The organism is Tenacibaculum sp. IB213877 (genome assembly GCF_034043975.1).
Lineage (GTDB): Bacteria > Bacteroidota > Bacteroidia > Flavobacteriales > Flavobacteriaceae > Polaribacter.
Genome location: NZ_JAXCHH010000006.1, coordinates 20,854 through 46,040, shown reverse-complemented (window position 1 = coordinate 46,040; position 25,187 = coordinate 20,854). Strand labels below are relative to the sequence as shown.

Genomic DNA, 25,187 nt, shown 5'->3' with positions numbered 1-25,187 from the left:
TGTAACTTACACTAAAATTTACAAGCTATGTATTTAATTAACGCACACGCAGTTCCAGGAAAAGAATCAGAGTATTTTAACGAAGTAAAAGGCGCTTTTGTAAGCGTTTATATTAACTATGCAGATGTAGAGGGAGCTTTACAATTAGCTAAGTTTTATATTGAAGATGAGGGTTGGAAAGTTGAAAGCATTGATGATGATTACTATGTAATTGATGGGGAAGAAGAATTGGATGAAGATTTAAGAGAATTTTATCAAGAAGCAAAAGAGTACGGGTATTCAATCATTTTTAACTGCTACGAAGAAGGTGACGAGGAAGAATAGTTATTCTTCTGCTAAAGCATTTGCACAAATATAGCCACCGGTCCAAGCATTTTGAAAGTTAAAACCTCCTGTTACGGCGTCAATATTTAAAATTTCGCCAATAAAGAAGAGGTTTTTATGTAGTTTACTTTCAAAACGTTTAAAATTGATTTCTTTTAAATCAATACCACCGGCAGTAACAAATTCTTCTTTAAAAGTAGATTTTCCTTCCGCTTTAAAGGTTGCTTTTGTAAGTTGGGTTGCTAGCTTTTGAAGTTGATTTTTATTCAAATCTGCCCAATTCTGATTTAGTTTTATAGAGGAAGCAATTAACAATCGTTCCCATAATCTTCGTGGAATCTCAGTAAAAGGAGATTTTAACCCGATTTGTTTCTTTGCGTTGGTTTTCTTCAATTGATTAAGTTCTTCTAAAACCTCTTCAGAAGATTTTGATAACCAATTAACTTCCACTTCGTATTTGTAGTTTTTCTCCGCTAAAATTCTAGCGCCAAAAGCCGATAATTTTAAAATTGCGGGTCCACTTAATCCCCAATGCGTGATTAACAACGGACCGTAGTTTTCTAATTTTGTATCTAAGATATTAACAGTAGCATTTGGTACTGAAATTCCACCTAAATCTGTAATTCTTTCATCTTTAATGTTGAAAGTGAATAAGGACGGAACTGTGTCAATAATACTATGTCCCAATTCTTGAGACATCTCCCATATTTTCTTGCTGCTACCAGCTGCAATAACTAATTTATCAGCAATAAATTCTTCATTTTTTGTGTTAATAACCCATTTTGAGTCTTGTTGATAAAATGAAGTTACTCCGCGGTTTGTTAACACTTTAATATTGAGGTTTTCAACAGCTTTTTGAAAGCAATCGATAATGGCTTGAGAAGTATTTGCTTCGGGAAAAACTCTATTATCATCTTCAATTTTTAACGGAACACCTCGGTTTTCAAACCACTCAAAAGTATCACCCGTCATAAACTGATGAAAAGGTCCAAGAAGCTCTCTGTTTCCTCTAGGATAGAATTTTGTTAGTTCTTTAGGGGCAAAACAAGCATGCGTAACATTACAACGACCACCACCAGATATTCTTACTTTCTGTAAAACATCTTTTCCTTTTTCGAGAATAGTTATGTCTAAATCAGGATTTAATTCTTTCGCATTAATTGCAGTAAAAAAACCAGCTGCACCACCACCAATAATAACTATTGACAGCCCCCTATCACCCGAAGGGGGGACATTTTGAGTTTTTTTATATGTATCGTTGTTTTTCAATGTTTTATAGTTTATGAAGTGTTATCTCCCTCCTTTTGGGAGTATTTGGGAGGGTTTCACCATTTCTTTGTAATTCAAAATTGTATTGAATCCTTTTTCTTTAAAATATTTGGGAGTGTCGCTGTTTCCTGTTGCCAACACAAAATCTCCACCCCAAGCACCTAAACTTTTTACTTCACCAAAATAATCGGAAAATAAATTGTTTTTTACGGGGTCTAATTTGATGATTGAACTGATAATTCTTTCATGCTCAACAATAATTTTATTCAAATCGTTGGCGGATTTTGCATTCACAAATTCATCAGATAAAGTAGAAATATCATTGATGTCACCTAGAGCGGAGTCGAGAGGTCTCTCTTTTTGATATTTTCGGTATTGTGCAATTCCCTCTCTACTATTTTGTTTTTGATTTAAATGAATAAAAAACAATTCATCTGCAAAACTCGGATTGAAATCTATTGTTTCAATTTTTGGTTTTTTATCTTCTAATTGATAAAAAATAGGAGAATTATTTTGGGCACAAGCAATGTCATATCCACTTCCAGAAAAAGCATTCCAAAGTAAGTCAAACCGATTTACGTTTGCCCAAGAAGCAATATTATTGATTAAAGTAGAAGAACTACCTAATCCCCAATTTTGAGGAAAAGTCAAATTTGTTTTTACCACAAAACCACTTTCAGTTTGTAAAAAATCAGTCCCGAATTCTCGGGATAGTTTTCTGGCTTCTAACAAAATGTTTTGTAAAGTTTCTGCAATAAATTCGGCACTTCCTTCTTTATCAGAATTAAATGTTGCTGAGGTTAAACGAAGTTTAGGTAAATCGAAAGACGCTTCAAACCAGCAGGTTCCTTCATTAGTGAAACTTCCCCAAATAAGTTGAGGTTCTTTAATAGGTTCAACTACTAAATCTTGTCCAAATTCTGTTGGAATTGCTAATGATTTAGCACCATCTAAAACCACATATTCTCCTGTGAGTAATAATTTTCCGTTAGAATAAAAGCGCATTATACTAATCCAAACTGTTTAAAGTGATGCGTAAAATGTTTTACTTGAAATTTTTTCCAATACTCATAATCTAATTCTCCAAAAAAAGGATGAACTACTGTTCTAGTTGTATCTTCAGTAAACACTTTTACAAAATGATTGACTTGTTCAATTAAATCATCAATTGCATCATCCATTGAGTTAAATTGTAATGGAGTAGGATCTTCTGATAAAAATGGAGCTCTAAAGCCTACTTGTAATTCACTATCAGTATTTAAAAAAGGTTTTCTGCGAGCTGTTTTTTCATCAGAAACATACGTGTCAACTTTCCAATTTCCATTGGCAATTTGAGTTACTACACTTAAATGTTCCACCATTTGCTGCCCGTTCATTTTACCAAATAAAGGTTTTGCATCAGTACTTAGTTTAGAAAGTCTATTTCTAACTTCAGTTTCATTTAAAAAATCAACCCAATTTATTGTAGGTTTTCTTAATGAATTTAGTTTTTCAACTACAGCGCTATGAGAAACAGTCCTTTTCTCAAAATACTTTACAACTTCTTCTTTTTCTTGCTCAGTCGCATGGTGTTGATTCAAGATGTTTTGCAAGTGCATTTTCATATGTCCGTGTTGAATTCCTTTGGTAGTTAAAGCTTTTAAAGCAGCAAAATTTTGAGCTAAACCAGCAGCAGCAATAATTTGCATTAAAGTTCTAGCACTTGGTTTTTGCATCATATCTAATGATAATTTTGCCATAGGGTGTAAAGCTGTTAATCCGCCTACAGTACCTAAAGCTAAAGGAATTTCAATCCAAAATCTAAAAATCCCATCTTTTACCTCACAATGTGTTAAACTAGAATAACTTCCGTTTTTACAAGCGTACGCATGTGCTCCAGCTTCAATAGCTCTAAAATCGTTACCAGTTGCTAAAACTACTGCGTCAATACCGTTCATAATTCCTTTGTTGTGCGTTACAGCTCGGTACGGTTCAATTTCAGCGATTTTAACTGCTTGCTCAAATTTATGCGCAAACTTTTCAGGATGTTTTCCGCCTAAATCTTCCACTTTACAACTCACTTCTGCCTTCACCAAACATTCTGGAACGTAGTTAGAAAGGATACTCATAACAATTTCGATATCCTCTTTTTCAAACTTTTTAGCAATAGCCTCTAAACACGAATTGATAAAATTCGCACCCATACTATCTTTAGTTTCAAAGGTTACATGAAGTTGATAGTAGTTATCAAGTTTATCAGTTTTATCAACTAAAACAATATCTAAAATTCCACCACCACGTTTTTCCATGTTTTTAGTAATGGAAGCTGTTGCAGCATATAATTCTGTTTTATTTTGATTGAAATAATTCTCTAGATTTTTTTTGTCACCAGCATATAAAAAGTGAACCTGACCAATTTTTGTGGTTGAAATCACTTTGGTTTTAAATCCACCTCTTGTACTCCAGTATTTTGCCACCTTTGAAGCTGCTGCAACCACTGAGCTTTCTTCAACCACCATAGGAATTGCGTACTCTCTGTCATTAATAACAAAGTTAGGGGCAACACCGTAAGGCATGTAAAAGTTAGAAATGGTATTTTCTATGAAATCGTCATGGAGTTGTTGTAATTTTTCATCAACATTCCAATATTGCTTTATAGTTTCTGTAATTTTGGGTTGGTTATTAAAGTAATTTTTAGCCAACCATTCAATTTTTTCTTCTTTAGTAAGTTTTGAAAATCCTGAAATAATTTTCGACATTTATCTTTCTGTTTTATACGGCAACAAAGATAGTTTATTACGCTAAAATGGCTTTGTTAAATATAGTTTTCTGTTAAATAACGGTAAAGTTTCCTATTTTTTACGTAAACTTGGCAGTTATTTTTTAATAAAAATTTATATCTGATGAGAATAATATGCTATTTGGCAATTTTTAGTATCTTCTTAACTTCGTGCAAAACCGAAACCAAATCAGCAACTAACTTCACTACCGGGACTAAAGAAATTACCTTAGAAGAAATTTGGAACGGAACCTTTTCTCCAAAAAGGATGAATGCGTTGAATTCTATGAATGGGAATTTTTACTCTTTATTAAATTCTGATAAAGAAACCGGGGAGATTACAGTTGATAAGTACAATTACCAAACATTAGAAAAAGTTGAAACTATTGTAAATAGTAAAGACTTAAAAGGGTTAGAAAGTTTTTCTTCATACAATTTTAATAATGATGAAACTCAATTGATTTTGGGTGCTAACTTTAAAAAAGTGTATCGTCATTCTTTTAAAGGAACATTCTACGCTTACCATATTGCTACTAAAAAATTAACCTTATTAGGTGAAGATATTCAAGAACCAACTTTTTCTCCAGATAGCAAAAAGGTAGCTTATACAAAAGATAATAATTTATTTATCAAAAATTTAGACAACGGGCAAGTTACTCAGGTTACTAAAGATGGTAAAATAAATGCTATCATTAACGGAACAACGGACTGGGTGTATGAAGAAGAGTTTGGCTTTGTACGTGCTTTTCAATGGAATAAAAATAGTGATTATGTCGCTTTTTTACGTTTTGATGAAACAGATGTTCCTGAGTTTTCTATGAACGTAACAGGAAACGATTTGTATCCTTCAATGCAAACCTTCAAATACCCAAAAGCAGGAGAAAAAAACGCAAAAGTTAGTTTGCACTTATTCAATTTAAACACAAAAAACACATCAAAAGTTAATGTGGGTTCATATGAATATATTCCAAGAATTCAGTGGACAAACGAAGCCAATACTTTGTGTGTAACTACCTTAAATCGTCATCAAAATGATTTGAACTTATACTTTGTAAATACCAATGGAAATGCAAAAGTAGTGTTGAATGAAAAGGATGATGCATACGTTGATATTCAAGATAACCTTACCTTTTTAGATGATAATAGCTTTATTTGGACGAGTGAGCAAGATGGTTATAATCATATTTATCATTATGATAGTAACGGAAAACTTATCAATCAGGTTACTAAAGGAGATTGGGAAGTAACCAATTACTATGGATTTAATAAAGACAATAACCGAATTTATTATCAATCGGTAGAAAATGGATCTATCAATCGTGGAGTTTATTCTATTGGCTTAGACGGAAAAGATAAAAAATTATTGAGTAATGAAGTTGGGCAAAACACAGCTTCTTTCAGTAAGAATATGCACTATTTTATCAACACACATTCAACTTCTGAAGTGCCTCCAATATATTCTTTATATAATGGAGAAGGAGAGATGCTGAAAGTGATCAAAGACAATACTAATCTGAAAGAAGAATTAGCAGAGTACAAAATGAGTCCGAAAGAATTTTCAACGATATCAGTAAACGGAAATGAGCTGAATATGTGGATGATTAAACCTGCTGATTTTGATGAGAACAAAAAATATCCGTTGTTAATGTTCCAATATTCAGGTCCGGGATCACAACAAGTGGCTAACCGTTGGAATGGTAGCAATGATTATTGGCACAATATGTTGGCGCAAAAAGGAATTATTGTGGCTTGTGTTGATGGACGCGGAACAGGTTTAAAAGGACGCGATTTTAAGAAAGTAACTCAAAAACAATTAGGTAAATACGAAGTTGAAGATCAAATAGCAGCGGCAAAACAACTTGCAGAAAGAAGCTATATTGATAAAGAAAACATAGGAATTTGGGGTTGGTCTTATGGAGGATTTATGAGTACCAATTGCATTTTGAAAGGAAACGATATTTTTACCACAGCTATTGCAGTAGCACCAGTTACTTCATGGCGTTTTTATGATACGGTGTATACAGAACGTTATATGACAACTCCACAAGAAAACGCTGAAGGGTATGATGATAATTCACCAATAAACTATGCTGATAAATTAGAAGGAAACTATTTATTAGTGCATGGTTCGGGTGATGATAATGTGCACCAACAAAACACGATGAGAATGGTAAATGCTCTGGTAGAAGCCAATAAACAATTCGATCTATTCATTTATCCAGACAGAACCCACGGAATTTATAAAGGAAAAAATACACGTTTGCATTTATTTACAAAGATGACCAATTTTATCGAAGAAAATTTAAATGTGAACAAAAACAAACCAACTAAAATAAAAGGATAGTTATATATGTCTGAAATTATTAAAAACACTGAAGAGCAACAATTATTTGGCCATCCCAAAGGGCTATTCTATTTATTTTTTGCAGAGTTGTGGGAGCGTTTCTCGTTCTACGGAATGAGAGCTTTATTAACGCTTTATATGGTGCAAGAAATTTTTAAAGCAATAGTTGAAAGAGATGCAGCAACTGCTGTTGTTTACGCTTCTTACGGCTCATTAGTATATGCATCAACAGTTATAGGAGGTAGAATTTCTGATAAAATTCTAGGCATGCGTAGTTCTATCTTTTTAGGTGGAATTTTAATGGCAATTGGCCATTTTGTATTAGCTATAGAAAATAATACAGCATTCTTTTTAGCTCTAGCCTTTATTGTGGTTGGAAATGGTTTTTTCAAACCTAATATTTCAACTTTTGTAGGATCTTTATATGAAGATGGAGATGATAGAAAAGATTCAGGTTTTACCATTTTCTATATGGGAATTAATATTGGTGGTTGGATAGCGCCACTTTTATGTGGGTGGTTAGCGGCCGAATATGGTTGGCATTACGGATTTGGATTAGCAGGAATTGGAATGTTAGCTGGACTAATTTTCTTTTGGAGCGGAATTAAAAAGAACGTTTTTGGTAATAAAGGTTTACCACCAAATCAAGAAGTATATGAAAAACCTGTTTTAGGAATTCCACAAAAAACTGTAATACCAATAATTGCTGTTTTATGTGTGCCTCTTATCGCATACATTCTATCTTCTTATAAAGCTATTGCAGGTGGAGAATCATTTTTAGGAGATGAGACCATTGTTGGTTTAATTTTTAAGATTATTGGTGTAGCAGTTGTTGTCTTTTTAGGAAAGATAATGTTAGAATCTACTCCAGATGAACGCAAAAAACTGTTTATGGCAGTTTTAATTACATTTTTTATGACGTTGTTCTGGGGATTCCATGAATTGTCAGGAAGTGTAATTACGTTGTTTGCTTCAAGAAATGTTGATTTAAGTGGTATTATGACTGCGAGTCAAACCAACTCATTAAACTCAATGTTTATTATTTTATTAGCAATTCCAATTTCTTTATTATGGGCATTTTTATCAAAAAGAAATTTAAATCCAAGAACACCATACAAGTTTGGTTTAGGATTGTTATTTGCAGGTTTAAGTTTTTATATTTTGAGTATAAGTAAAGGAAGCGCAGATGAAAACGGAATGGTACCTTTTATGTATTTATTTGCTATGTATTTTATTATTTCTGTTGGAGAATTATTTATGTCGCCAGTAGGATTGTCAAAAATCACCGATTTATCACCTAAAAGAATTGTAGCTTTTATGATGGGAATTTGGTTCTTATCTTCAGCATATGCGTTTCAAATAGTAGGTTTTATTTCTAAGCAATTAGCTGTAGAAAGTACAGATACTAATGTAGGAGGGTTGCAAACACTAGAAATATATACTAATGGGTTTGAACTAATTGCTCATTATGCAATTGGAGCAGGAATATTAGTTTTATTATTTTCGCCGCTAATGAAAAAGTTAATGGGTAACGTACACTAATTATTAAAAACACTAATTTAATTTCATATATGAATACAGACATAGAAAATCTATTTAAAGATAAAGTTTTAGGGCATCCGGCAGGATTGTTCGTGTTGTTTTTTACAGAAATGTGGGAACGTTTTTCGTACTACGGAATGCGAGCTCTATTGGTTTTATTTTTAATTACATCTATAAGTAATGGAGGCTTTGGATGGGAAAAAGCCGAAGCATTGTCATTATACGGAACCTATACAATGGGAGTTTATTTAACGCCAGTTTTTGGTGGTCTGATAGCAGATAAATTGTTAGGTTATAGATGGGCAGTTATTTTAGGAGCATTGATAATGACTTTAGGGCATGCAGCAATGGCGGTAGAAACTCCTTTATTTTTGTATATAGGTTTAGGATGTTTAATGTTAGGGAATGGTTTATTTAAACCAAACATGACTTCCATTATATCAAATATGTATAAAGATCATTCTGATAAAAAGGATGGAGCGTATTCTATTTTTTATATGGGTGTAAATGCTGGAGCCTTTTTAGGAATTATGTTATGTGGTTATATTGGAGAAAACTACTCTTGGTCTTGGGGATTTGGTTTAGCTGGAGTTTTTATGTTTATTGGAATGTTACAATTCTACTTCACGCAGAATATTTTTGGAAATATAGGTTTATCACCAAAAAAAATACAAGAAATTACAGTAGCACAAGTAGGTGCTGATGGAGACCAAGATTTAGTAAATGTAAATGAAGAAGAAAATACGCCTAAAAATATAATTGTAGATAGATTATTTGCAGTAGGTATATTTTGTGTTTTTACTGTTTTTTTCTGGGCTGCTTTTGAACAAGCAGGTGGTTCTATGACTATTTTTGCTGAAGAATATACTCAAAGAAACTTAACTGGTACTTCTGGAACTTTATTTAAGTACATAGATGCTTTACTAACCATTTTACCTTTAGGTATAATTACTTATGTGTTATACTTATTATTTAGAAAGACATTTGCTAAATATGCAATAGGAAACATTATTCTGTCAATTAGTTTTATCATAATTTGGGGGATTGTTGGTTGGAAAATTCAACGCGATTTCTCAAAAGAAAGTGTTGAGGTACCAGCAACTTGGTTTGGTATTTTAAACTCTTTATTCATTATTACATTAGCTCCATTGTTTTCTAAATGGTGGGAAAGTAAATACAATATGTCTGGTCCGTTAAAATTCGGATTTGGGTTGTTGTTATTAGGTTTAGGGTTCGGATTTTTATCGTTAGGATCTCAAGGAATTGTTGCTGGAGAACCCGTAATGAAAGTAAGTATGTTTTGGTTAATTGCAGCATATTTATTCCATACAATGGGTGAATTATGTATTTCACCGGTAAGTTTATCATACATCAGTAAATTAGTTCCTGCTAAATGGATTGGTTTTATGTTTGGCGTATATTACTTATTTATTGCAATGGGGAACAAGTTGGCAGGTACAGTAGGTAGTTATATTGAAGAGATTGAGAAAGCTTACTCTATTTCAGGTTTCTTTTTGATTTTTACCATCATTCCTATTGTTGCAGGATTAATTATTGCAGGTTTAAATCCTTTAATGAGAAAATTAATGCACGGAGTGAAATAACGGCTCTTTTTATTTAAAATAATATCAAAACCTGTCTCGTTTTTAGTAAACTGACAGGTTTTTTTGTAAGTTTGGAACACTTATTGAGACCATAACAGATATGAAAAAAATAATAATAGCAGCTTTTTTTGTGTTAACTTCAATAGTTACCAGTGCGCAAGAGATAAAATGGCTTTCTTTTGAAGAAGCTTTCGAATTGAATAAAGCAAACCCCAAACCAATTTTAGTTGATTTGTATACAGATTGGTGTGGTTGGTGTAAAAAAATGGATGCCACTACTTATAAAAACGAAGTAATAGTAAAATACATTAATGATAATTACTATGCTGTTAAATTAGATGGAGAAGGGAAAGACAATATCAATTTTAAAGGAAAAACATTTAAATTTGTTCAAAACGGAAGAAGCAAATACCACGAATTAGCAGCAGCTATTTTAAAAGGAAAAATGAGTTATCCGTCAACAGCTTTCTTTAATACTGAAGAGCAATTCTTACAAGCTGTACCAGGATATTTATCAAAAGAAAGATTTGAAAAAATATTAGCTTATTTTAGAGGAGATGCTTATAAAAATACTCCGTGGCGAGATTTCGAAAAAAACTTCAAGAGTTCTTTTTAAAAGGAATTACTTAATACTAAAAGCACCATTTTGCCCTGTGTAGTGAAATGGTGTTTTTTGTTGCTCACAAGTCAACTTCCACCTTTCTATATAGCTCTTAAAGTTTGTCCCGTCAGTAATAATTATTTTAGGTTTTACATCATTAATCAATCTGTTAAGGTTGAGTTTAGGAGAATATTGTAATACAACCGTTGGATTTTCTAAAGTTTTAGGATAAACTCCCAAACTATCGATAAACAAAATGTAACTATTGTTATGTGTAAAAATAGCAGGCTTATCTGTATTTAATTTCGGAAGTATATTTTCACCAATTACATAAGAAGTTAATAGTTTTTCATTTTTGATTTTCACCGAATCTAAATCATGGTAAATTTGTAAGTTTTCTCCATTTCTATTTCCAATTACCGATTGCCTACTTTTATGAAAAACAATAAACTCTTGTTTTATGTTTCTAACATATTTTTCAGCTATATAAACGGACTGAACCAATAAAACAGCTGCTAAAACATAGAGGAATCGTTTTGCAGTTCTTTTGATGATAAATCGAAAGGTGAGTATAATAACAACATATAAAGCAATCATCAACCAAACCGACATGGAAATATGAGTGAATAAAAAATCTTCTTTAGATGAAATCCATCCTACAAATGAATTCATCATATTAATAACAATTCCATAAGCAGAGGCTAGGAATTGAGGTAGTAAACCGACTAAAGCCAAAACAATAACGGTAATGCCACCCACTAAAATTGCACCTAAAAAAGGAATAATTGCCAAGTTTGAAAGAATAAACAAACTAGGAAACTGATGAAAATAATATAAACTAATAGGTAATATTCCTGCCTGTGCAGCTACCGAAACAGTTAACAATTGCCAACATTTGTTTAAGAACCATAATTTTGGTTTCCAAATGTTGTAGAGTAGTGGTTGTACCCAAACAATACCAAAAACAGCCAAATAACTTAGTTGGAAACCGACATCAAATAAAAACATTGGATTGACCAATAAGATAAAAAACATAGATGTTACTAGTGAATATTCTACTGACTGTTTGCTGTTAAAAGATTGCCCGATAGCCACAAACGTAAACATGGTTACGGCTCTTACTACCGATGCCGATAAACCTGCTATAAAAGCAAACATCCACAGTAAAAGGACAATCAAAAAAGTTTTTATGAGTTTTCCTTTAGGTAGGTTTTCAACGGGTTGTAATAGATACGTTAATAACAGTAATAAAATACCAATGTGTAAGCCTGAAATAGCTAAAATGTGTATAGCACCTGCATTGGTATAATCCTTTAATAATTCTTTAGATATTTCTTGTCGCTGACCTAACAACAAAGCATTGATCACTGCAAATTCATCCTTTGAAAAATTATATTTTGCTAATGATTGTTGAATTTTCTCTCGCACCATGGCTGATAAACCTACCAGTGAAAAAGTGCGTTTATCAACAATTTTGAACTGTGAGTTATCAACAAAAACCTGATGTTCAATTCCTTGTTTAGCTAAGTAGTTTTTATAATCAAATTGATGCGGATTTAATGGCGGAATCAACTCCTTAAACGTTGGTTGTAATAGCAATTTATCATCAACCTTCAAATTGTTAATAAATGAGTCTTTTTGAATGTTGAGAAGTATCTCCCCGTTTGTTTTAGTGGTATTGATTTGTGAAACCTCTGCTTTGTATTTGTCATAATAATTCCCGGGTTTTAAAATGGTGTTGATGGTCAAAACTACAACTTCATTAGTATTGAGGTGCTTGCTATAATGATTGTTATAATTTTTTGAATTATGAATATATACTGATGAAATACCAACAAAAATAAATAACAAACTAGTGGTAATTATAAATAGCGTTTTCTTTTTGTAATTATGAAAAACAACTAACAAAAGCAGAAAACCAGCTAAAAGAAGAAACAAACTCACAAACCCAAATTGCCATAGTTTAGTGTAAAATTGAATACAGATACCAACAATGGTACATAGCAAAAAATGACTAGGTAAGTAGTTGATTAGCTTTTTCATAACCTTTTAAAGGTATGAAAAAAGAAATAATAAAAAATTTACAGCTATAGGTAAGGTTAATTTACGTTGCGCAAGCACTAAGGTAACTAATTTGGTAGAACATAGTCAGTGATCATAGCCATCACAATAAATCAGCTGCAATGTTATTTTAGTACATTTTTAGGGCTTTTATTTTTCAATTACTATTGTTTTAGTGAAATTAGTTTTTTCCATGTTTACTGCAACTATAGTGTATTTCATTATCAATTCAGGAAGTTCTTCAACATCTTTGTCGATTTCTAAACAAATTTTATCTATATCAAACTCTAAATTTTGATATATAATTATATCTTGACTCCCAATATAGGTGCTTGATTGGGGCTTATGAGGTAAAGCTTTAGTGTGAAAGATACCAATTGTCCCATTTCCATCTAGACCAAAATTTGAAAATTTATATGGAGTATTTATACTAACTATAACCAAGGGCGCTTTCGCATAATTTTTTCCTTTATTCATTAAAGATAAGGTCAGCTCTATTCTTATTTGATTTGAATGAATAGTATTAATTTTTTTATCTTTTAGATTTAAATCAAGTTGCGCTGATTTTTTTCTTTGAAACATATCTTTGATATCGAAATGTTCGCATATATAAAAACTATCACCACTACGTTTATAATAGTGTTTATTTGAATAATTAGCCATGTGAGGTGCATAATCGCTTGAAGGAACATAGGTGATTATATATCCAGTATCTTCTTCAATTTCAATTTTTTTATGCTCAATACCAGTTATAACTGGAGTAACGGACTGCCCTTCCAATCGATTTAGTGTATTAAAGAATCTTGTTAATTCCTTAATAGGTTTTTTTGTAGTTGCTATATCTTGTTTTTTTTCGTTTTCTTTTGCTTTTATTCCCCAAACAATTATACCTCCATTTGAATTAGAAAATCCTGATAACGTCTTGCTTAAGTTTTTTTTGTCATCTTCTCTATTATGCTGATTATAGTTTGGGTGTGAGGTAGTTTTGAACTCAAGATTTAGATTTTCTTCTTGTCCTTCAATTATAAACCTATTTATTTCGTCAAGGTCTATTTTTTCAAAATATTCTTTTAAATTCAAATGAATAAATTTAATTGTTTTGTCCTAATTACTCACAATGTTAAGATGTCCGTTGTTTTAATGACAGCTATCGTCCAGGAGCTAAGTTAACAGAAAATAAATTAAGAGTCAAATTAAAAAAGCAACCTACTTCGGCTACGCTCAGTAACCAAAGGGTTGCTTTTTAAACTTTATTCTATAATACAGTTTATACGATCTCCACAAACAAACCAGCGTCAGTTTTTTCAACTTTAGCTAGGTTGTGTTTAGTTAAGCCTTTAATGGTTTTATCCCATTTTTTATTACTTAATCCGCTTTGTGTTTTTAACTCGGTTAAATCAATTTTTTCAGCTTTTTCAATCAGGGTTAATAAAGCTTTCTCGTCATCGTTCAACTCAACAGACGGAGCCTTACGCTCAGGTTTCATTTGAGGGAAGAATAATACCTCCTGAATAGATTGATTATTGGTTAAGAACATTATTAATCTATCCATTCCAATTCCTAATCCAGATGTTGGAGGCATACCATATTCTAACGCACGTAAAAAGTCCTGATCAATAAACTCACCAGCTTCATCATCACCACGAGCCGCTAATTTTAACTGTGCTTCAAAACGCTCACGTTGATCAATAGGGTCGTTTAATTCAGAATACGCATTGGCAATTTCTTTACCACAAACCATTAACTCAAAACGCTCTGTTAATTCGGGATTGTCACGGTGTTCTTTACATAATGGCGACATTTCCTTTGGATAATCAGTAATAAAGGTTGGCTGAATGTAGTTTCCTTCACATTTTTCACCAAAAATTTCATCAATTAACTTTCCTTTACCCATGGTTGCATCTACTTCAATACCCATATCTTGAGCCGCCTTACGGATTTCATCTTCGGTTTTTCCGTTAATATCAAACCCGGTAAAATGTTTTATTGCATCTGCCATCGTAACACGTGCATACGGCGCTTTAAAGTCAATTTCATGGTCACCAAACGTAGCTTTGGTAGTTCCGTTAACAGCCATAGCACAATACTCTAATAAATTTTCGGTAAATTCCATCATCCAGTTGTAATCCTTGTAGGCTACATAAATTTCCATAGCCGTAAACTCAGGATTATGAGTTCTGTCCATTCCCTCATTACGGAAGTTTTTAGAAAACTCATACACACCATCAAAACCACCAACAATCAATCTTTTTAAGTATAATTCGTTAGCAATACGCATGTATAACGGAATGTCTAACGCGTTGTGATGTGTAATAAATGGTCTTGCAGCTGCACCACCAGGAATTGGTTGTAATATTGGAGTTTCTACCTCAAAGTAACCAGCATCGTTAAAAAACTGACGCATTGCGTTGAATAACTTTGTTCTCTTTACAAAAACCTCTTTTACTTTAGGGTTTACAACTAAATCAGCATAACGTTGGCGGTAACGTAACTCAGGATCGTCAAATTTATCGTGTATATTTCCCTCAGCATCTGTTTTTGGTAATGGTAACGGACGTAACGATTTGCTCAATAATTTAAAATCTTTTACCAATACTGTTTTTTCACCTACCTGAGTTGTAAATAATTCACCTTCAATACCAACAAAATCACCAATATCCAGTAGTTTTTTATACACTTCATTATACAAGGTTTTGTCTTCTCCGGTACAAATTTCATCACGGTTAAAATATACCTGAACTCTACCTTCACTATCTTGCAATTCAGCAAAAGAAGCTTTTCCTTGAATACGACGAGACATCAATCTACCCGCAATAACCACCTTTTTACCTTCTTCAAAATGTTGTTTAATTTCTTTTGAGTTAGCATCTAACGGAAATAAATCTGCAGGATATGGGTTAATTCCTAACTCGCGTAATTTTGCAAGTTTTTCTCTACGTACAACTTCTTGTTCTGACAATTGCATTTATAAAATTTTTTAACAGTTTAATTTAAAGGCGCAAAGATACAATCAATTGCATAATTAAGCAATGTTAAAATATATCAGGAACACAAAAAAAATAAAAAAAATATTTTGTGGTTTTAAAAAACGATGTATATTTGCAGGCTGTCAAATTTTAAATGGCAGCATTTAGTTGTGTTGTTAGGCACGAAAGTGCCTTGGTTTTGTTAACCAATGGAAAGCTTCCCTTAGTCGGGTTGCTTTTTTTTTTGCTCTTATTTTTAGGAGCTATTTCCCGCTTTCGGCAGTCGCTTTTTGCAGGTAAACTTGCAAAAGAGCTCCAACAAATGCCTCTATCGGGGCTATTTACGAGAAGAAAGCCTCTTTATATTCCCAAAATTTTAAAATAAATAGTACAAAGTACACACCAGCTATTGAAAACTTAATAGTTACCGATGCTAAAAAACCTATAAATGCACCAAATGATGCTTTTAAAGCACGGTTTGTATCTTTTCCGTCATACATCAACTCACCAATTAAAGCACCCAAAAACGCTCCAATCAATATTCCAAAGGGAATAGGAGAAAGCAATCCAAGAATTAAACCAATTGTGGTGCCATATACTCCATATTTAGTTCCTCCAAACTTTTTCGTTCCCATGGCGGGAATAAAGTAATCTAATATAAATATGATTAGGGCTAAGACAAAAGTGATTCCTAAAAATGTCCAATCCATTGGTACAACTTTAGTCAGATGTAACAAAAGTAAACCAACCCAACCTGTAATTGGTCCAGGTAAAACAGGTAAAAACGAACCTATTATTCCTAATCCAACAAATAAAAATCCTAATAAAAGTAAAAATATATCCATGTTATAATCTTCTAATTTAATTATTTGGTAAAATTCAAAAACTGAACCAAACCTTTATAAAATCTGTGTTTTTGTAATGATACGACGAATATAATTATTCTTTGTTACAAAACTTGTAACTAAAAAAATAGTTTAAACTAAAAATTTAGTTTATATTTGAAAAACTAAAAATCGATTTAAGTGATTATGGAAAAACAATTAACCAAAGCAGAAGAACAAATTATGCAAGTATTATGGCAGTTACAAGAAGCATCGGTAAAAGAAGTGATTGCCGAATTACCCGAGCCAAAACCTGCCTATAATACAGTTTCAACCATTATTAGAATTTTAGAAACTAAAGAATTTGTGGGGCATCGACCAAAGGGGAGAGGTTATGTGTATTTTCCGTTAATAGCTAAAGCCGATTATAGCAACCAAAGTTTACACAAATTAATGGACGGTTATTTTGGAGGTTCATTTAAGAGCATGGTTTCTTTTTTTATGAAAGAAAACAAAATGGATATAAATGAATTAGAAAGTATTTTAAAAGAGGTGAATAAGAAAGATAAAAAGTAATAATCATGATCAATTACATCATTCAAGTAATACTATTTCAAGTATTGTTTTTATTGGTATATGATTTGTTTCTGAGTAAAGAAACGTTCTTCAATAAAAACCGATTTTACTTATTAAGTACAAGCTTAGGTTCTTTTTTGTTACCGCTTATAAAGATTCAAGGCTTACAAAAATCAGTACCACAAGAGTATACTATTTTATTACCCGAAGTAGTATTGTCACCACAAAAAGTAATTCAGCAACAAGTGTGGTATCAGTCTATTAATTATTTAGATGTATTGTTTTGGGTAGGAGTATCAGTTTTTTTAGTTGTGTTTATTATAAAACTGATGAACATTCTACAATTAATTTTTACCCATAAAATCATTCAAGAAAAAGATTACAAACTGGTTTTACTGCCCAAAAATTCTAAAGCATTTTCGTTTTTTAACTATATTTTTTTAGGAGAAGAAATACCATCTGATAAAAAAGATAAGATTATTCAGCATGAATTAATTCACAGCAAGCAAAAACATACAATCGACTTGTTGTGTTTTGAATTCTTAAAAATTTTCATGTGGTTTAACCCGATGATTTGGGTATATCAACACAGAATATCTTTAGTACACGAATTTATATCCGATGATGAAGTTAGCAAATCAACATCAACAAAAACGTATATCAACAATTTACTCTCTGAAATTTTTCAAGTAGAGAGCATTTCATTCATTAATCAATTTTATAAACATTCATTAATCAAAAAGCGAATACGTATGATGACAAAAACCAAATCAAAACAAATCAAACAGGTAAAGTACTTGTTATTAGTACCCGTATTGGCAAGTATGTTGTTTTATACCGCATGTAGTGAAAATGAACCTCCTAATGAACAAAATATGGTAACGGAACATTCAACTAAATTTAAAGAAGAAATAAAAATTAGAAATAATAATTATTATCTAAAAGAAGAAGGAAATTTACTAAAAATATATAATGAAAAAGGGAAAGAGGGGCATCTTGAAGATTTGTATATGGAAAAGAAAATGGGTGAACTTGATAAAAACAGAATTGTACCATTTTCAATAGTTCATAAAGTTCCTAAATTTGTGGGAAAAGAAGAAGGAAAGGAGGCTTTTAATAAAAATTTAAATTTATTCATAAAAGAAAATTTTAATTCAAAGCTAGCTAATAGTTTAGGTTTAAAAAAAGGAGAAAATAGAATATGGGTTCAATTTAAAATAGATAGGGAGGGAAATATAATTGATGCGAAAGCACGTGCGCCACATTCTGCTTTGAAAAGCGAAGCTTTAAGGTTGATTCATAAATTACCAAAGATGGAGGCGGGAGAATATTATGGAGAGAAAGTTATAACATCTTATGTTTTACCGATTTCTTTTAATGTTGAATAAATAACCAATGAAAAAGAAAATTTTACTACTAATTACTGCTATGATTATTGTAAAAGCCGAAGCACAAACTTCGGTTTTTAAACAAATAGATAGTTTGTTGCAGTTTGGTCGTTATAAAATTGCTCTAAACCAATTAAAAGAAATTGAACCTAGCTTTAATTCTAATTTAAAAATAGCGTTGGTATATGATGCAATTGATGATTACAAACAAGCATCTTTATATTATCAAAAAGCGTTGAGTTTTAAAGATGATTATTTGACTAGAATTAAGCTGGCAAAGTCACTTAAAAAAGAAGGGAAGCTAAATGAGGCGATTGTCTTATACGAAGCAATCGATTCAAAAGATTCAGATAATTTATTAGCAAAATATCAATTAGGTAAATTGTATTTGCAAACCAAGAAATCAAACAAGGCTAAAAAGGTTTTTGAAAGTTTGATTGAGAAAGATCCGAGCAATGCAAACTATTCATATCAATTAGGTTTAGCGTTTGCACAGTTAAAAAAACGAAATCCGAAAATAAATCGTTTTTTAGATGCTTTTAGAAAAGATTCAACTCATTTCAAAGCAATTGAAATGTTAGCAAGAGCTTTTACAAAATTGCGTGATAAAGATTCAGCAAACATATTTATAGAAAAAGGTTTACATATCAATCCCAATCATATTGATTTGAATAAGTTAAAGATCAATAGCTTCTTCAGAAAAAAGAAATATGAAGAGAGTATAGTGCTGCTAAAACATTTAGATTCCTTGAGTCCTAATGAGTATTACACTCAAAAAATGTTAGCGAAATCGTACTATAATTTGAAGGATTTAGAAAAAGCAAAAAAGCATTTTTCGAAGGCAACTAAATTAGATAGAGAAGACTTTAAAAGTTATACTTATTTAGGGCATATTGCTTTTCAAGAGAAAAATTTTAATGAAGCCATGTACATGTATAAAATGGGAACTTTTGTAGGTAAAGAACCTAGAGATGAAGAATACATGGGGTTAGCAAAGGTATATTATGAAATGGAATTACCTAAAAGAGTAATAGAGAACTACAAAAAGGCAGTAGCTGAGAATTTTAAAAACCGTGAGGCTCTTTTTGAGTTAGCAAAATTTTCTAAAGATTATTATAAAGACAAAAAAATAGGCCTTGAACTCTACAAAAAATACATTGATAGATTTGAAGGGGAAGATGAAAAAGTTGATGAATATGTAAAACAGAGAATCAACACCATTAAAAAAGACTTTTTCTTAAAAGGAGAAATTATAGAGTAGTCAATTTTTTGTACTTTTCACTTAAAATTAAGTGAAGTGAATTTTAGAGTTGTACTTTTTTTATTCTTGATGATGATTTGTAGTTCCTGCAACTACTTTTCAGCGGATAAAAAAGTAAATTTTCAGCCTTTAGATACAATTGTCGATTTTTCTACTGTAGATGCAGCTCCGGCATTTAAAAACTGTGAAAAGCTAATTGAATTTAAAAGAACAGATTGCTTTAGAAAAACTATGCAGAATGTAATGGCTAAAAGCCTTGAAAATATTTCTTTAAAATTAAATGAGGAAATAACAGAAACAGTTATTGTTACTTTACATATAAATAAAATGGGTAAAGTATCCTTAAAAGAAATACATTATCCATTTGTGCTGAATAAAAATAGTCATTTTACTAATGAAATAGAACAAGCAGTACAGAACTTACCCATATTAAAACCTGCTATTAAAAGAGATATACCTGTTGCAACAGAATATAAATTACCCATTCAAATTTTTGTAAAATAAAGAATGTGAAAAATTATATTCATTTATTTTTTATACATAATATAAAAAAAATCTTGTTAAATTTAAAATGTGTTGTATATTTGCATTCAATTAATGAGCTGTTTTTCAGATGTTTTTAAGCTTAAGCAGAAAATAGTTTTTAATTTATATTTAGTTCCCTCACTAAATGAATATTTCCCTCATTAAATAAAACAATTACTTTTTTTCTCATTATTATACCCCCAAGTATTATAAAATATTAGGTAAATTTTTAATTTTTAAAAATGAGTAAAAATTTGTTGGTACTAATTATACTTTGTTTTTTTAGTACAGTGGTAGTTTCACAAAATAAACAGGTTTGTGTAGAGGAAACTCAAAATAGTTTAGATTTAAATTCTATAGGAAAGAAATGTGCAGCACAAGAAAATAGCAAAACTTTCATAAGTAAGAAGCAATCTTCTATAATGGTTAGCAGTAGTAGGGATCATCAAAAAAGAAGAATTTACAATGAGTTGCGCAACATTAAAGATGAAAAAATTATAGCTACTGAAAAAGTAGAACCTCAAACGGTTTCAACTATAAAAGGGATTACTTTATTTAAAAAGTAAGTGTGTAAATTGTTAAGAGATGCTATTGTAAGTTTTTAAGTTCTTCAATAAATTCTCTTTTATTGGAAAGCCGCGGCACTTTGTGCTGTCCCCCCAGCTTTCCTTTTGTTTTCAGCCAATCATAAAACAAACCTTCTCTAGCCTGATGTATTGTGGGCATAGTTAATGTCATATTATTGTAGCGTTTTGCTTCATAATCAGAATTGGTGTTTTTAAGAGCATCATCTAACATTTCTGTAAAGAAGCTTAAATTTTCTGGAGCTTTATCAAATTCAATAAACCATTCGTGTGCACCTTTTTGTTTTCCATCCATAAAAATAGGGGCAACTGTATAATCTTTTACTTGAGCTTGGGTTTTATCACAAGCCTTTTTTAAGGCCTCTTCTGTATTTTCAATAATTAATTCTTCACCAAAAACATTAATATGGTGTTTAGTTCTACCCGTTATTTTTATTCTGTGTGGTTTTATAGAAGTAAATTTAATAGTATCTCCAATTAAATAGCGCCATAAACCACCATTGGTAGTAATTACCATAGCGTAGTTTACATTTTCTTTTACTTCTGCTAACGGAATTGCTTTTGAATTTTCACCATCAAATTCACTCATAGGAATAAATTCATAGAAAATACCATAATCAAGAATCAATAATAATTCATCCGAATCATTTTTATCTTGAATAGCAAAAAAACCTTCTGAAGCATTATAGGTTTCATAATATCTAAAATCTTCCTTCGGAATGAGTTTTTTGTATTGCTCTTTGTAAGGGTTAAAATTAACTCCTCCATGAAAATAAACTTCTAAATTTGGCCAAACCTCCAAAATATTATTCTTGCCTGTTTTTTCTAAAACTCTGTTTAGTAGAACAAGCATCCAAGAAGGAACACCCACCAAACTAGTAATGTTTTCATGAATCGTTTCATCAATAATTGCCTCCATTTTGGTTTCCCATTCACCCATTAATGCTACTTCTTGCTTTGGAGCCGAACTGTAATCTGCCCAAAAAGGCATATTCTCTATAATGATTGCAGAAAGATCTCCAAAATAAGAATTGTTATCTTCATAAACAGCAGAGCTTCCTCCTAAACGTAACCCTTTTCCTGTAAATAATTTGGCATCTTCATTGTTGTTTATGTACAAACATAACATGTCTTTACCTGCTTTAAAATGACAATCTTCTAAAGCTTCATCACTAACAGGAATAAATTTACTTTTTGCATTGGTAGTACCACTGCTTTTAGCAAACCATTTTATTTTTGTTGGCCATAGCAAATTTTGTTCTCCTTTCCTGCAACGTTCAATTAAAGGCTCTATACTTTCGTATTGCTGAATGGGAACTTGTTTAGAAAAATCGGAATAATTTACAATAGAGATAAAATTATATTGCTTTCCAAATTCAGTGTTTTTCGCAGTACTTATTAGTTTCATTAGCAATTCATCTTGAACATCTACAGGGTATTTTAAAAATAATTCCATTTGATGTTTTCTTTTTTTTAAGAACCAAGAAATTATAGAATTTATAAATTGAAACGGCATAGTTTAACCTTGAATTTGTAAGTTTGTTTATCAGCTAAAAATAGTAAATTTTACGAGATGCAATATACGGGAGTTTTAAAAAAAATGAATACTGAAATTACTGATAAAGTTCAGTATTATTTAGATATGAAAACTGATTTTATAAATATTAATCAGTTACTTAATAAAGAAATTGAACTTAGGTTTGTTACGTATGAATGTTTAAACTGTCATTTAGAAAAAGAAATTTACCGCCAAGGTTTTTGTAAGTCATGCTTTTTTGACATTCCTACAGCGGGAGATTGGATAATGCATCCGGAATTAAGTAAAGCACATTTAGACATTGAAGATAGAGATTTAGAGTACGAAAAAAAGGTGCAATTACAACCGCATGTAGTGTATTTGGCAAATTCTAGTGATGTTAAAGTAGGCGTAACTCGTAAAAGTCAAATTCCTACACGTTGGATAGATCAAGGAGCACATGAAGCTATTGAAATTGTTGAGGTGCCTAACAGATATTTAGCTGGCATAACGGAAGTAGCTTTAAAAGATCATGTTTCTGATAAAACGAATTGGAGAACTATGTTAAAGAATGATATTAAAGATGAAAACTTAGTTGAATGGCGAGAAAAATTACATGAGTTTATTCCTGCAGAAGCAGAAGAATATTATATAGCCAACAATTCTGAAACCAATATTAATTTTCCCGTATTTCAATATCCGAAGAAACCTAAAAGTTTGAACTTGGTTAAAGAAGAAATGTATAAAGGAAAATTAGTTGGAATTAAAGGACAGTATTTAATTTTTGAAGATGATACTGTTTTTAATATAAGATCTAACGAAGGTTTAGTTATTGAACTAATAACTCAATAAAAAAAGCGACCATTTGGTCGCTTTTTTTATTGCTTTACAGCTATGTGATTATTATTCATTTTTAATTCACTTAGCACATTTAAGGCTTCATTCATATAAATATCCTTTTTCAGATTTTTATGCCATGCTTCTCGTTTTTCTTTTAATACTGTATCTTTTGTAAATTCAGATACTTCGTATTTAGGTGAGTTAAATGTTAAGTTAGATTCAAATTTGAAAATATCTTTATATTTTTTTCCTTCATTAACTCTGTCATCATTCTGTTTTTTGTAATCGTTATAGTTTAAAGAAAACAAATTATCATCTTGATTTTTCTTTAACCATTGTGCATATTCGTTAATAGAAACAAACTTAGGGTTATTGTTTATTCTTTCTTTACTGTTATTAACTACTTCATTGAAATTAGTGTAAGAATTGGTTTTTGTATAATTGGCTTGCGGCACCTTATCCCAAGGTAAAGCCCCATCCAAATCACGCTCTCCAAACTCCATATAGCTATAACGATCTGGCATCGCAATATCAGAGTATACACCTTCTATTTGTGTTGATCCGCCATTGATTCTATAAAACTTCTGAATTGTCATTTTTAAAGCTCCTAGATCATCTGGGTATTTACTTACATAGTAATTTAAAGGTAGTACATTTTGTACTGTTCCTTTTCCGTAGGTTTGTTTTCCGCCCATAATTACTCCGCGACCATAATCTTGCATTGCTGCAGCAAAAATTTCTGAAGCAGATGCAGACATTTCATTTACCATTACAACCAAGGGACCATTCCATTGTACTTTTGAATCGGTATCATTTTTAACCCTGGCAGGTTCATTTCTGTATTTTACCTGTACTATAGGACCTTTTTCAATAAACAAACCTCCTATTTCAATGGCAGTTTTTAAAGATCCACCACCATTACTACGAAGATCTACAATTAAACCTTCAACACCTTCTTTTTTTAAGCGTTCAATTTCTTGTTCCATGTCACTCGCAGCATTACGTTGCTTAACATCTTTAAAATCAATATAAAATTTAGGTAAATTAATAATTCCGTATTTTTTTCCATTTTTTTCAACTACACTCGATTTTACAAATGTTTCTTCTAATTCAACAACATCACGAATGATAGGAATTACAACAGTCGTACCATCTAATTTTTTCTTAACTGTTAAACGTACTTCTGTGCCTTTTTTTCCTTTGATGAATTTAATAGCGTCATCTAAACGCATACCTACAATATCTAGTGGTTCTTCATCACCTTGAGCAACTTTTAAAATAATATCTCCAGCTTCTAACTCACCTTGTTTCCATGCAGGTCCGCCTGAAATAAGTTCAACAATTTTAGTATATATACCTTCTTTTTGTAAACGAGCTCCAATACCTTCTAATTTACCTGACATGTCTTGATCAAAACGAGATTTGATACGAGGAGACATATAATTGGTGTGTGGGTCAAAAGCACTTACTACACTATTTAAAAAAGTAGAGTACCAATCAGAGTTTTCAAGTTCATCAATTCTAGCATATAAATCATCCATGTTTTTTAAAACAGTAGTACGAGCCTCAAGCTCCAACTCTTCAAAAGTTTTAGGAGTAATAGAGTTGTCTTTTTTTATTTTTTCAACCTGTTGCTCTTCTGCTTCTTGAATTCGGCTAACAATTTGTAATTTTAATTGCTTACGCCAATAATCAAGCAATTCATTTTGATTTTTAGCAAAAGGCACTTTGTCATAATCTAAATTAATTTGTTCTTTCTTTTTATAGTTAAATGGCTCAGAAAGTAAGGTTCTATATGTAATTTTTGCAAATTCTAATTTTTCTAAAAACCTATTGTAAACCAGTTTGTAAAAATCAATGTTAGAATCTTTAATTTGATTGTCTATTTCATATTTATATTGTGAGAATTCTTTTAAATCTTCTTGTGTAAAATAACGTTTGCTAGGATCTAATCCGTCAATAAATTCATTAAAAACATGTTCAGAAAAATCATCATCAATTTCTTTTTGAACATAATGTCCTTGAGTTAATATATTTTTTAAAATATAAATAATGATTTTGTCTTTATCCCCATCTTGGACAGGATATGTTGAAGTATTTGCTTTTGAAGCAAAGTTTAAAAAAAGTATGGTAATAAGTGATAATATATATTTCGTCTTCATAAATCGTCTTTCGGTTTAATCTAAATTAAGTTTTCAGGTCTA

20 protein-coding genes are annotated in these 25,187 nt (G+C 31.2%); 11 read left to right on the top strand and 9 right to left on the bottom strand.

The features are described 5' to 3' along the window. Positions 1 to 27: 27 nt before the first annotated feature. Positions 28 to 324, top strand: coding sequence for a hypothetical protein (locus SLH33_RS07780; protein WP_320418523.1), 297 nt, complete (start codon positions 28 to 30; stop codon positions 322 to 324). Here SLH33_RS07780 and SLH33_RS07775 read toward each other — a convergent pair whose 3' ends face one another. The 3 genes from SLH33_RS07775 to SLH33_RS07765 all read right to left on the bottom strand — a co-directional run bounded on the left by SLH33_RS07775 (position 325) and on the right by SLH33_RS07765 (position 4,331). Next, positions 325 to 1,533 carry an NAD(P)/FAD-dependent oxidoreductase gene (locus SLH33_RS07775; RefSeq protein WP_320418827.1) on the bottom strand — a complete coding sequence of 403 codons (1,209 nt, stop codon included), beginning with the start codon at positions 1,531 to 1,533 and terminating at the stop codon, positions 325 to 327. It lies immediately after the preceding gene. An 81-nt stretch (positions 1,534 to 1,614) separates the two neighbouring features. After that, positions 1,615 to 2,598, bottom strand: coding sequence for a GYDIA family GHMP kinase (locus tag SLH33_RS07770; RefSeq protein ID WP_320418522.1), 984 nt, complete (start codon positions 2,596 to 2,598; stop codon positions 1,615 to 1,617). Further along, positions 2,598 to 4,331 (bottom strand): hydroxymethylglutaryl-CoA reductase, degradative, encoded by a 1,734-nt coding sequence (locus SLH33_RS07765; RefSeq protein ID WP_320418521.1) that lies wholly within the window; start codon positions 4,329 to 4,331, stop codon positions 2,598 to 2,600. Before SLH33_RS07765 ends, SLH33_RS07770 begins: the two co-directional genes overlap by 1 nt. Before the next feature lie 144 nt (positions 4,332 to 4,475). Between SLH33_RS07765 and SLH33_RS07760 the strand changes: the two genes are divergently transcribed. The 4 genes from SLH33_RS07760 (at position 4,476) to SLH33_RS07745 (ending at position 10,457) form a co-directional block, all read left to right on the top strand. Continuing rightward, the gene (locus SLH33_RS07760; RefSeq protein WP_320418520.1) at positions 4,476 to 6,695 is read left to right on the top strand and encodes a S9 family peptidase; all 2,220 of its coding nucleotides are present in this window, start codon (positions 4,476 to 4,478) and stop codon (positions 6,693 to 6,695) included. Positions 6,696 to 6,701: 6 nt separating this feature from the next. After that, entirely contained in the window at positions 6,702 to 8,237 is a 1,536-nt protein-coding gene (locus tag SLH33_RS07755) for an oligopeptide:H+ symporter (RefSeq protein WP_320418519.1), read from the top strand. A gap of 29 nt (positions 8,238 to 8,266) precedes the next feature. Further along, positions 8,267 to 9,841 carry a peptide MFS transporter gene (locus SLH33_RS07750; protein ID WP_320418518.1) on the top strand — a complete coding sequence of 525 codons (1,575 nt, stop codon included), beginning with the start codon at positions 8,267 to 8,269 and terminating at the stop codon, positions 9,839 to 9,841. A gap of 100 nt (positions 9,842 to 9,941) precedes the next feature. Beyond that, a complete protein-coding gene (locus SLH33_RS07745) occupies positions 9,942 to 10,457 on the top strand; it encodes a thioredoxin family protein (protein WP_320418517.1) in 516 nt (171 codons plus the stop codon). 6 nt (positions 10,458 to 10,463) lie between these two features. Here SLH33_RS07745 and SLH33_RS07740 read toward each other — a convergent pair whose 3' ends face one another. The 4 genes from SLH33_RS07740 to SLH33_RS07725 all read right to left on the bottom strand — a co-directional run bounded on the left by SLH33_RS07740 (position 10,464) and on the right by SLH33_RS07725 (position 16,314). Next, a complete protein-coding gene (locus tag SLH33_RS07740; RefSeq protein ID WP_320418516.1) occupies positions 10,464 to 12,485 on the bottom strand; it encodes a ComEC/Rec2 family competence protein in 2,022 nt (673 codons plus the stop codon). 168 nt (positions 12,486 to 12,653) lie between these two features. Further along, positions 12,654 to 13,583: an ATP-binding protein gene (locus SLH33_RS07735; protein WP_320418515.1), complete on the bottom strand. Its 930-nt coding sequence runs from the start codon at positions 13,581 to 13,583 to the stop codon at positions 12,654 to 12,656. A gap of 187 nt (positions 13,584 to 13,770) precedes the next feature. Continuing rightward, positions 13,771 to 15,468, bottom strand: a complete 1,698-nt coding sequence (gene lysS, locus SLH33_RS07730) for a lysine--tRNA ligase (RefSeq protein ID WP_320418514.1) — start codon at positions 15,466 to 15,468, stop codon at positions 13,771 to 13,773. Positions 15,469 to 15,810: 342 nt separating this feature from the next. Beyond that, positions 15,811 to 16,314, bottom strand: coding sequence for a DUF456 domain-containing protein (locus tag SLH33_RS07725; RefSeq protein WP_320418513.1), 504 nt, complete (start codon positions 16,312 to 16,314; stop codon positions 15,811 to 15,813). Between the two features lie 186 nt (positions 16,315 to 16,500). Between SLH33_RS07725 and SLH33_RS07720 the strand changes: the two genes are divergently transcribed. From SLH33_RS07720 to SLH33_RS07700, 5 genes are all read left to right on the top strand, one after another. Then, positions 16,501 to 16,869, top strand: coding sequence for a BlaI/MecI/CopY family transcriptional regulator (locus tag SLH33_RS07720; protein ID WP_320418512.1), 369 nt, complete (start codon positions 16,501 to 16,503; stop codon positions 16,867 to 16,869). A 5-nt stretch (positions 16,870 to 16,874) separates the two neighbouring features. Then, positions 16,875 to 18,257, top strand: coding sequence for a M56 family metallopeptidase (locus tag SLH33_RS07715; RefSeq protein ID WP_320418511.1), 1,383 nt, complete (start codon positions 16,875 to 16,877; stop codon positions 18,255 to 18,257). 7 nt (positions 18,258 to 18,264) lie between these two features. Continuing rightward, entirely contained in the window at positions 18,265 to 19,518 is a 1,254-nt protein-coding gene (locus SLH33_RS07710) for a tetratricopeptide repeat protein (protein ID WP_320418510.1), read from the top strand. 36 nt (positions 19,519 to 19,554) lie between these two features. Further along, a complete protein-coding gene (locus tag SLH33_RS07705) occupies positions 19,555 to 20,022 on the top strand; it encodes a hypothetical protein (RefSeq protein ID WP_320418509.1) in 468 nt (155 codons plus the stop codon). 263 nt (positions 20,023 to 20,285) lie between these two features. Further along, positions 20,286 to 20,609 (top strand): hypothetical protein, encoded by a 324-nt coding sequence (locus tag SLH33_RS07700; RefSeq protein ID WP_320418508.1) that lies wholly within the window; start codon positions 20,286 to 20,288, stop codon positions 20,607 to 20,609. Between the two features lie 22 nt (positions 20,610 to 20,631). On the opposite strand, the gene SLH33_RS07695 is transcribed toward SLH33_RS07700, so the two are convergent. Continuing rightward, on the bottom strand, positions 20,632 to 22,143 hold the full coding sequence (locus SLH33_RS07695) for a GH3 auxin-responsive promoter family protein (protein WP_320418507.1): 1,512 nt from the start codon (positions 22,141 to 22,143) through the stop codon (positions 20,632 to 20,634). 57 nt (positions 22,144 to 22,200) lie between these two features. On the opposite strand from SLH33_RS07695, the gene SLH33_RS07690 reads away from it, so the two are divergent. Then, on the top strand, positions 22,201 to 22,995 hold the full coding sequence (locus SLH33_RS07690; RefSeq protein ID WP_320418506.1) for a DUF2797 domain-containing protein: 795 nt from the start codon (positions 22,201 to 22,203) through the stop codon (positions 22,993 to 22,995). Between the two features lie 26 nt (positions 22,996 to 23,021). Here SLH33_RS07690 and SLH33_RS07685 read toward each other — a convergent pair whose 3' ends face one another. Next, positions 23,022 to 25,145 carry a carboxy terminal-processing peptidase gene (locus SLH33_RS07685; RefSeq protein WP_320418505.1) on the bottom strand — a complete coding sequence of 708 codons (2,124 nt, stop codon included), beginning with the start codon at positions 25,143 to 25,145 and terminating at the stop codon, positions 23,022 to 23,024. Between the last annotated feature and the right edge of the window lie 42 nt (positions 25,146 to 25,187).

Bases quoted from the DNA above. Each gene is read 5' to 3' on its own strand.
- SLH33_RS07715 (WP_320418511.1), top strand. From the start codon at position 16,875: ATGATCAATTACATCATTCAAGTAATACTATTTCAAGTATTGTTTTTA.
- SLH33_RS07765 (WP_320418521.1), bottom strand. From the start codon at position 4,331: ATGTCGAAAATTATTTCAGGATTTTCAAAACTTACTAAAGAAGAAAAA.
- SLH33_RS07760 (WP_320418520.1), top strand. From the start codon at position 4,476: ATGAGAATAATATGCTATTTGGCAATTTTTAGTATCTTCTTAACTTCG.
- SLH33_RS07770 (WP_320418522.1), bottom strand. From the start codon at position 2,598: ATGCGCTTTTATTCTAACGGAAAATTATTACTCACAGGAGAATATGTG.
- SLH33_RS07690 (WP_320418506.1), top strand. From the start codon at position 22,201: ATGCAATATACGGGAGTTTTAAAAAAAATGAATACTGAAATTACTGAT.
- SLH33_RS07720 (WP_320418512.1), top strand. From the start codon at position 16,501: ATGGAAAAACAATTAACCAAAGCAGAAGAACAAATTATGCAAGTATTA.
- SLH33_RS07755 (WP_320418519.1), top strand. From the start codon at position 6,702: ATGTCTGAAATTATTAAAAACACTGAAGAGCAACAATTATTTGGCCAT.
- lysS (WP_320418514.1), bottom strand. From the start codon at position 15,468: ATGCAATTGTCAGAACAAGAAGTTGTACGTAGAGAAAAACTTGCAAAA.
- SLH33_RS07740 (WP_320418516.1), bottom strand. From the start codon at position 12,485: ATGAAAAAGCTAATCAACTACTTACCTAGTCATTTTTTGCTATGTACC.
- SLH33_RS07700 (WP_320418508.1), top strand. From the start codon at position 20,286: ATGAGTAAAAATTTGTTGGTACTAATTATACTTTGTTTTTTTAGTACA.
- SLH33_RS07710 (WP_320418510.1), top strand. From the start codon at position 18,265: ATGAAAAAGAAAATTTTACTACTAATTACTGCTATGATTATTGTAAAA.
- SLH33_RS07725 (WP_320418513.1), bottom strand. From the start codon at position 16,314: ATGGATATATTTTTACTTTTATTAGGATTTTTATTTGTTGGATTAGGA.
- SLH33_RS07695 (WP_320418507.1), bottom strand. From the start codon at position 22,143: ATGCCGTTTCAATTTATAAATTCTATAATTTCTTGGTTCTTAAAAAAA.
- SLH33_RS07750 (WP_320418518.1), top strand. From the start codon at position 8,267: ATGAATACAGACATAGAAAATCTATTTAAAGATAAAGTTTTAGGGCAT.
- SLH33_RS07780 (WP_320418523.1), top strand. From the start codon at position 28: ATGTATTTAATTAACGCACACGCAGTTCCAGGAAAAGAATCAGAGTAT.
- SLH33_RS07685 (WP_320418505.1), bottom strand. From the start codon at position 25,145: ATGAAGACGAAATATATATTATCACTTATTACCATACTTTTTTTAAAC.
- SLH33_RS07745 (WP_320418517.1), top strand. From the start codon at position 9,942: ATGAAAAAAATAATAATAGCAGCTTTTTTTGTGTTAACTTCAATAGTT.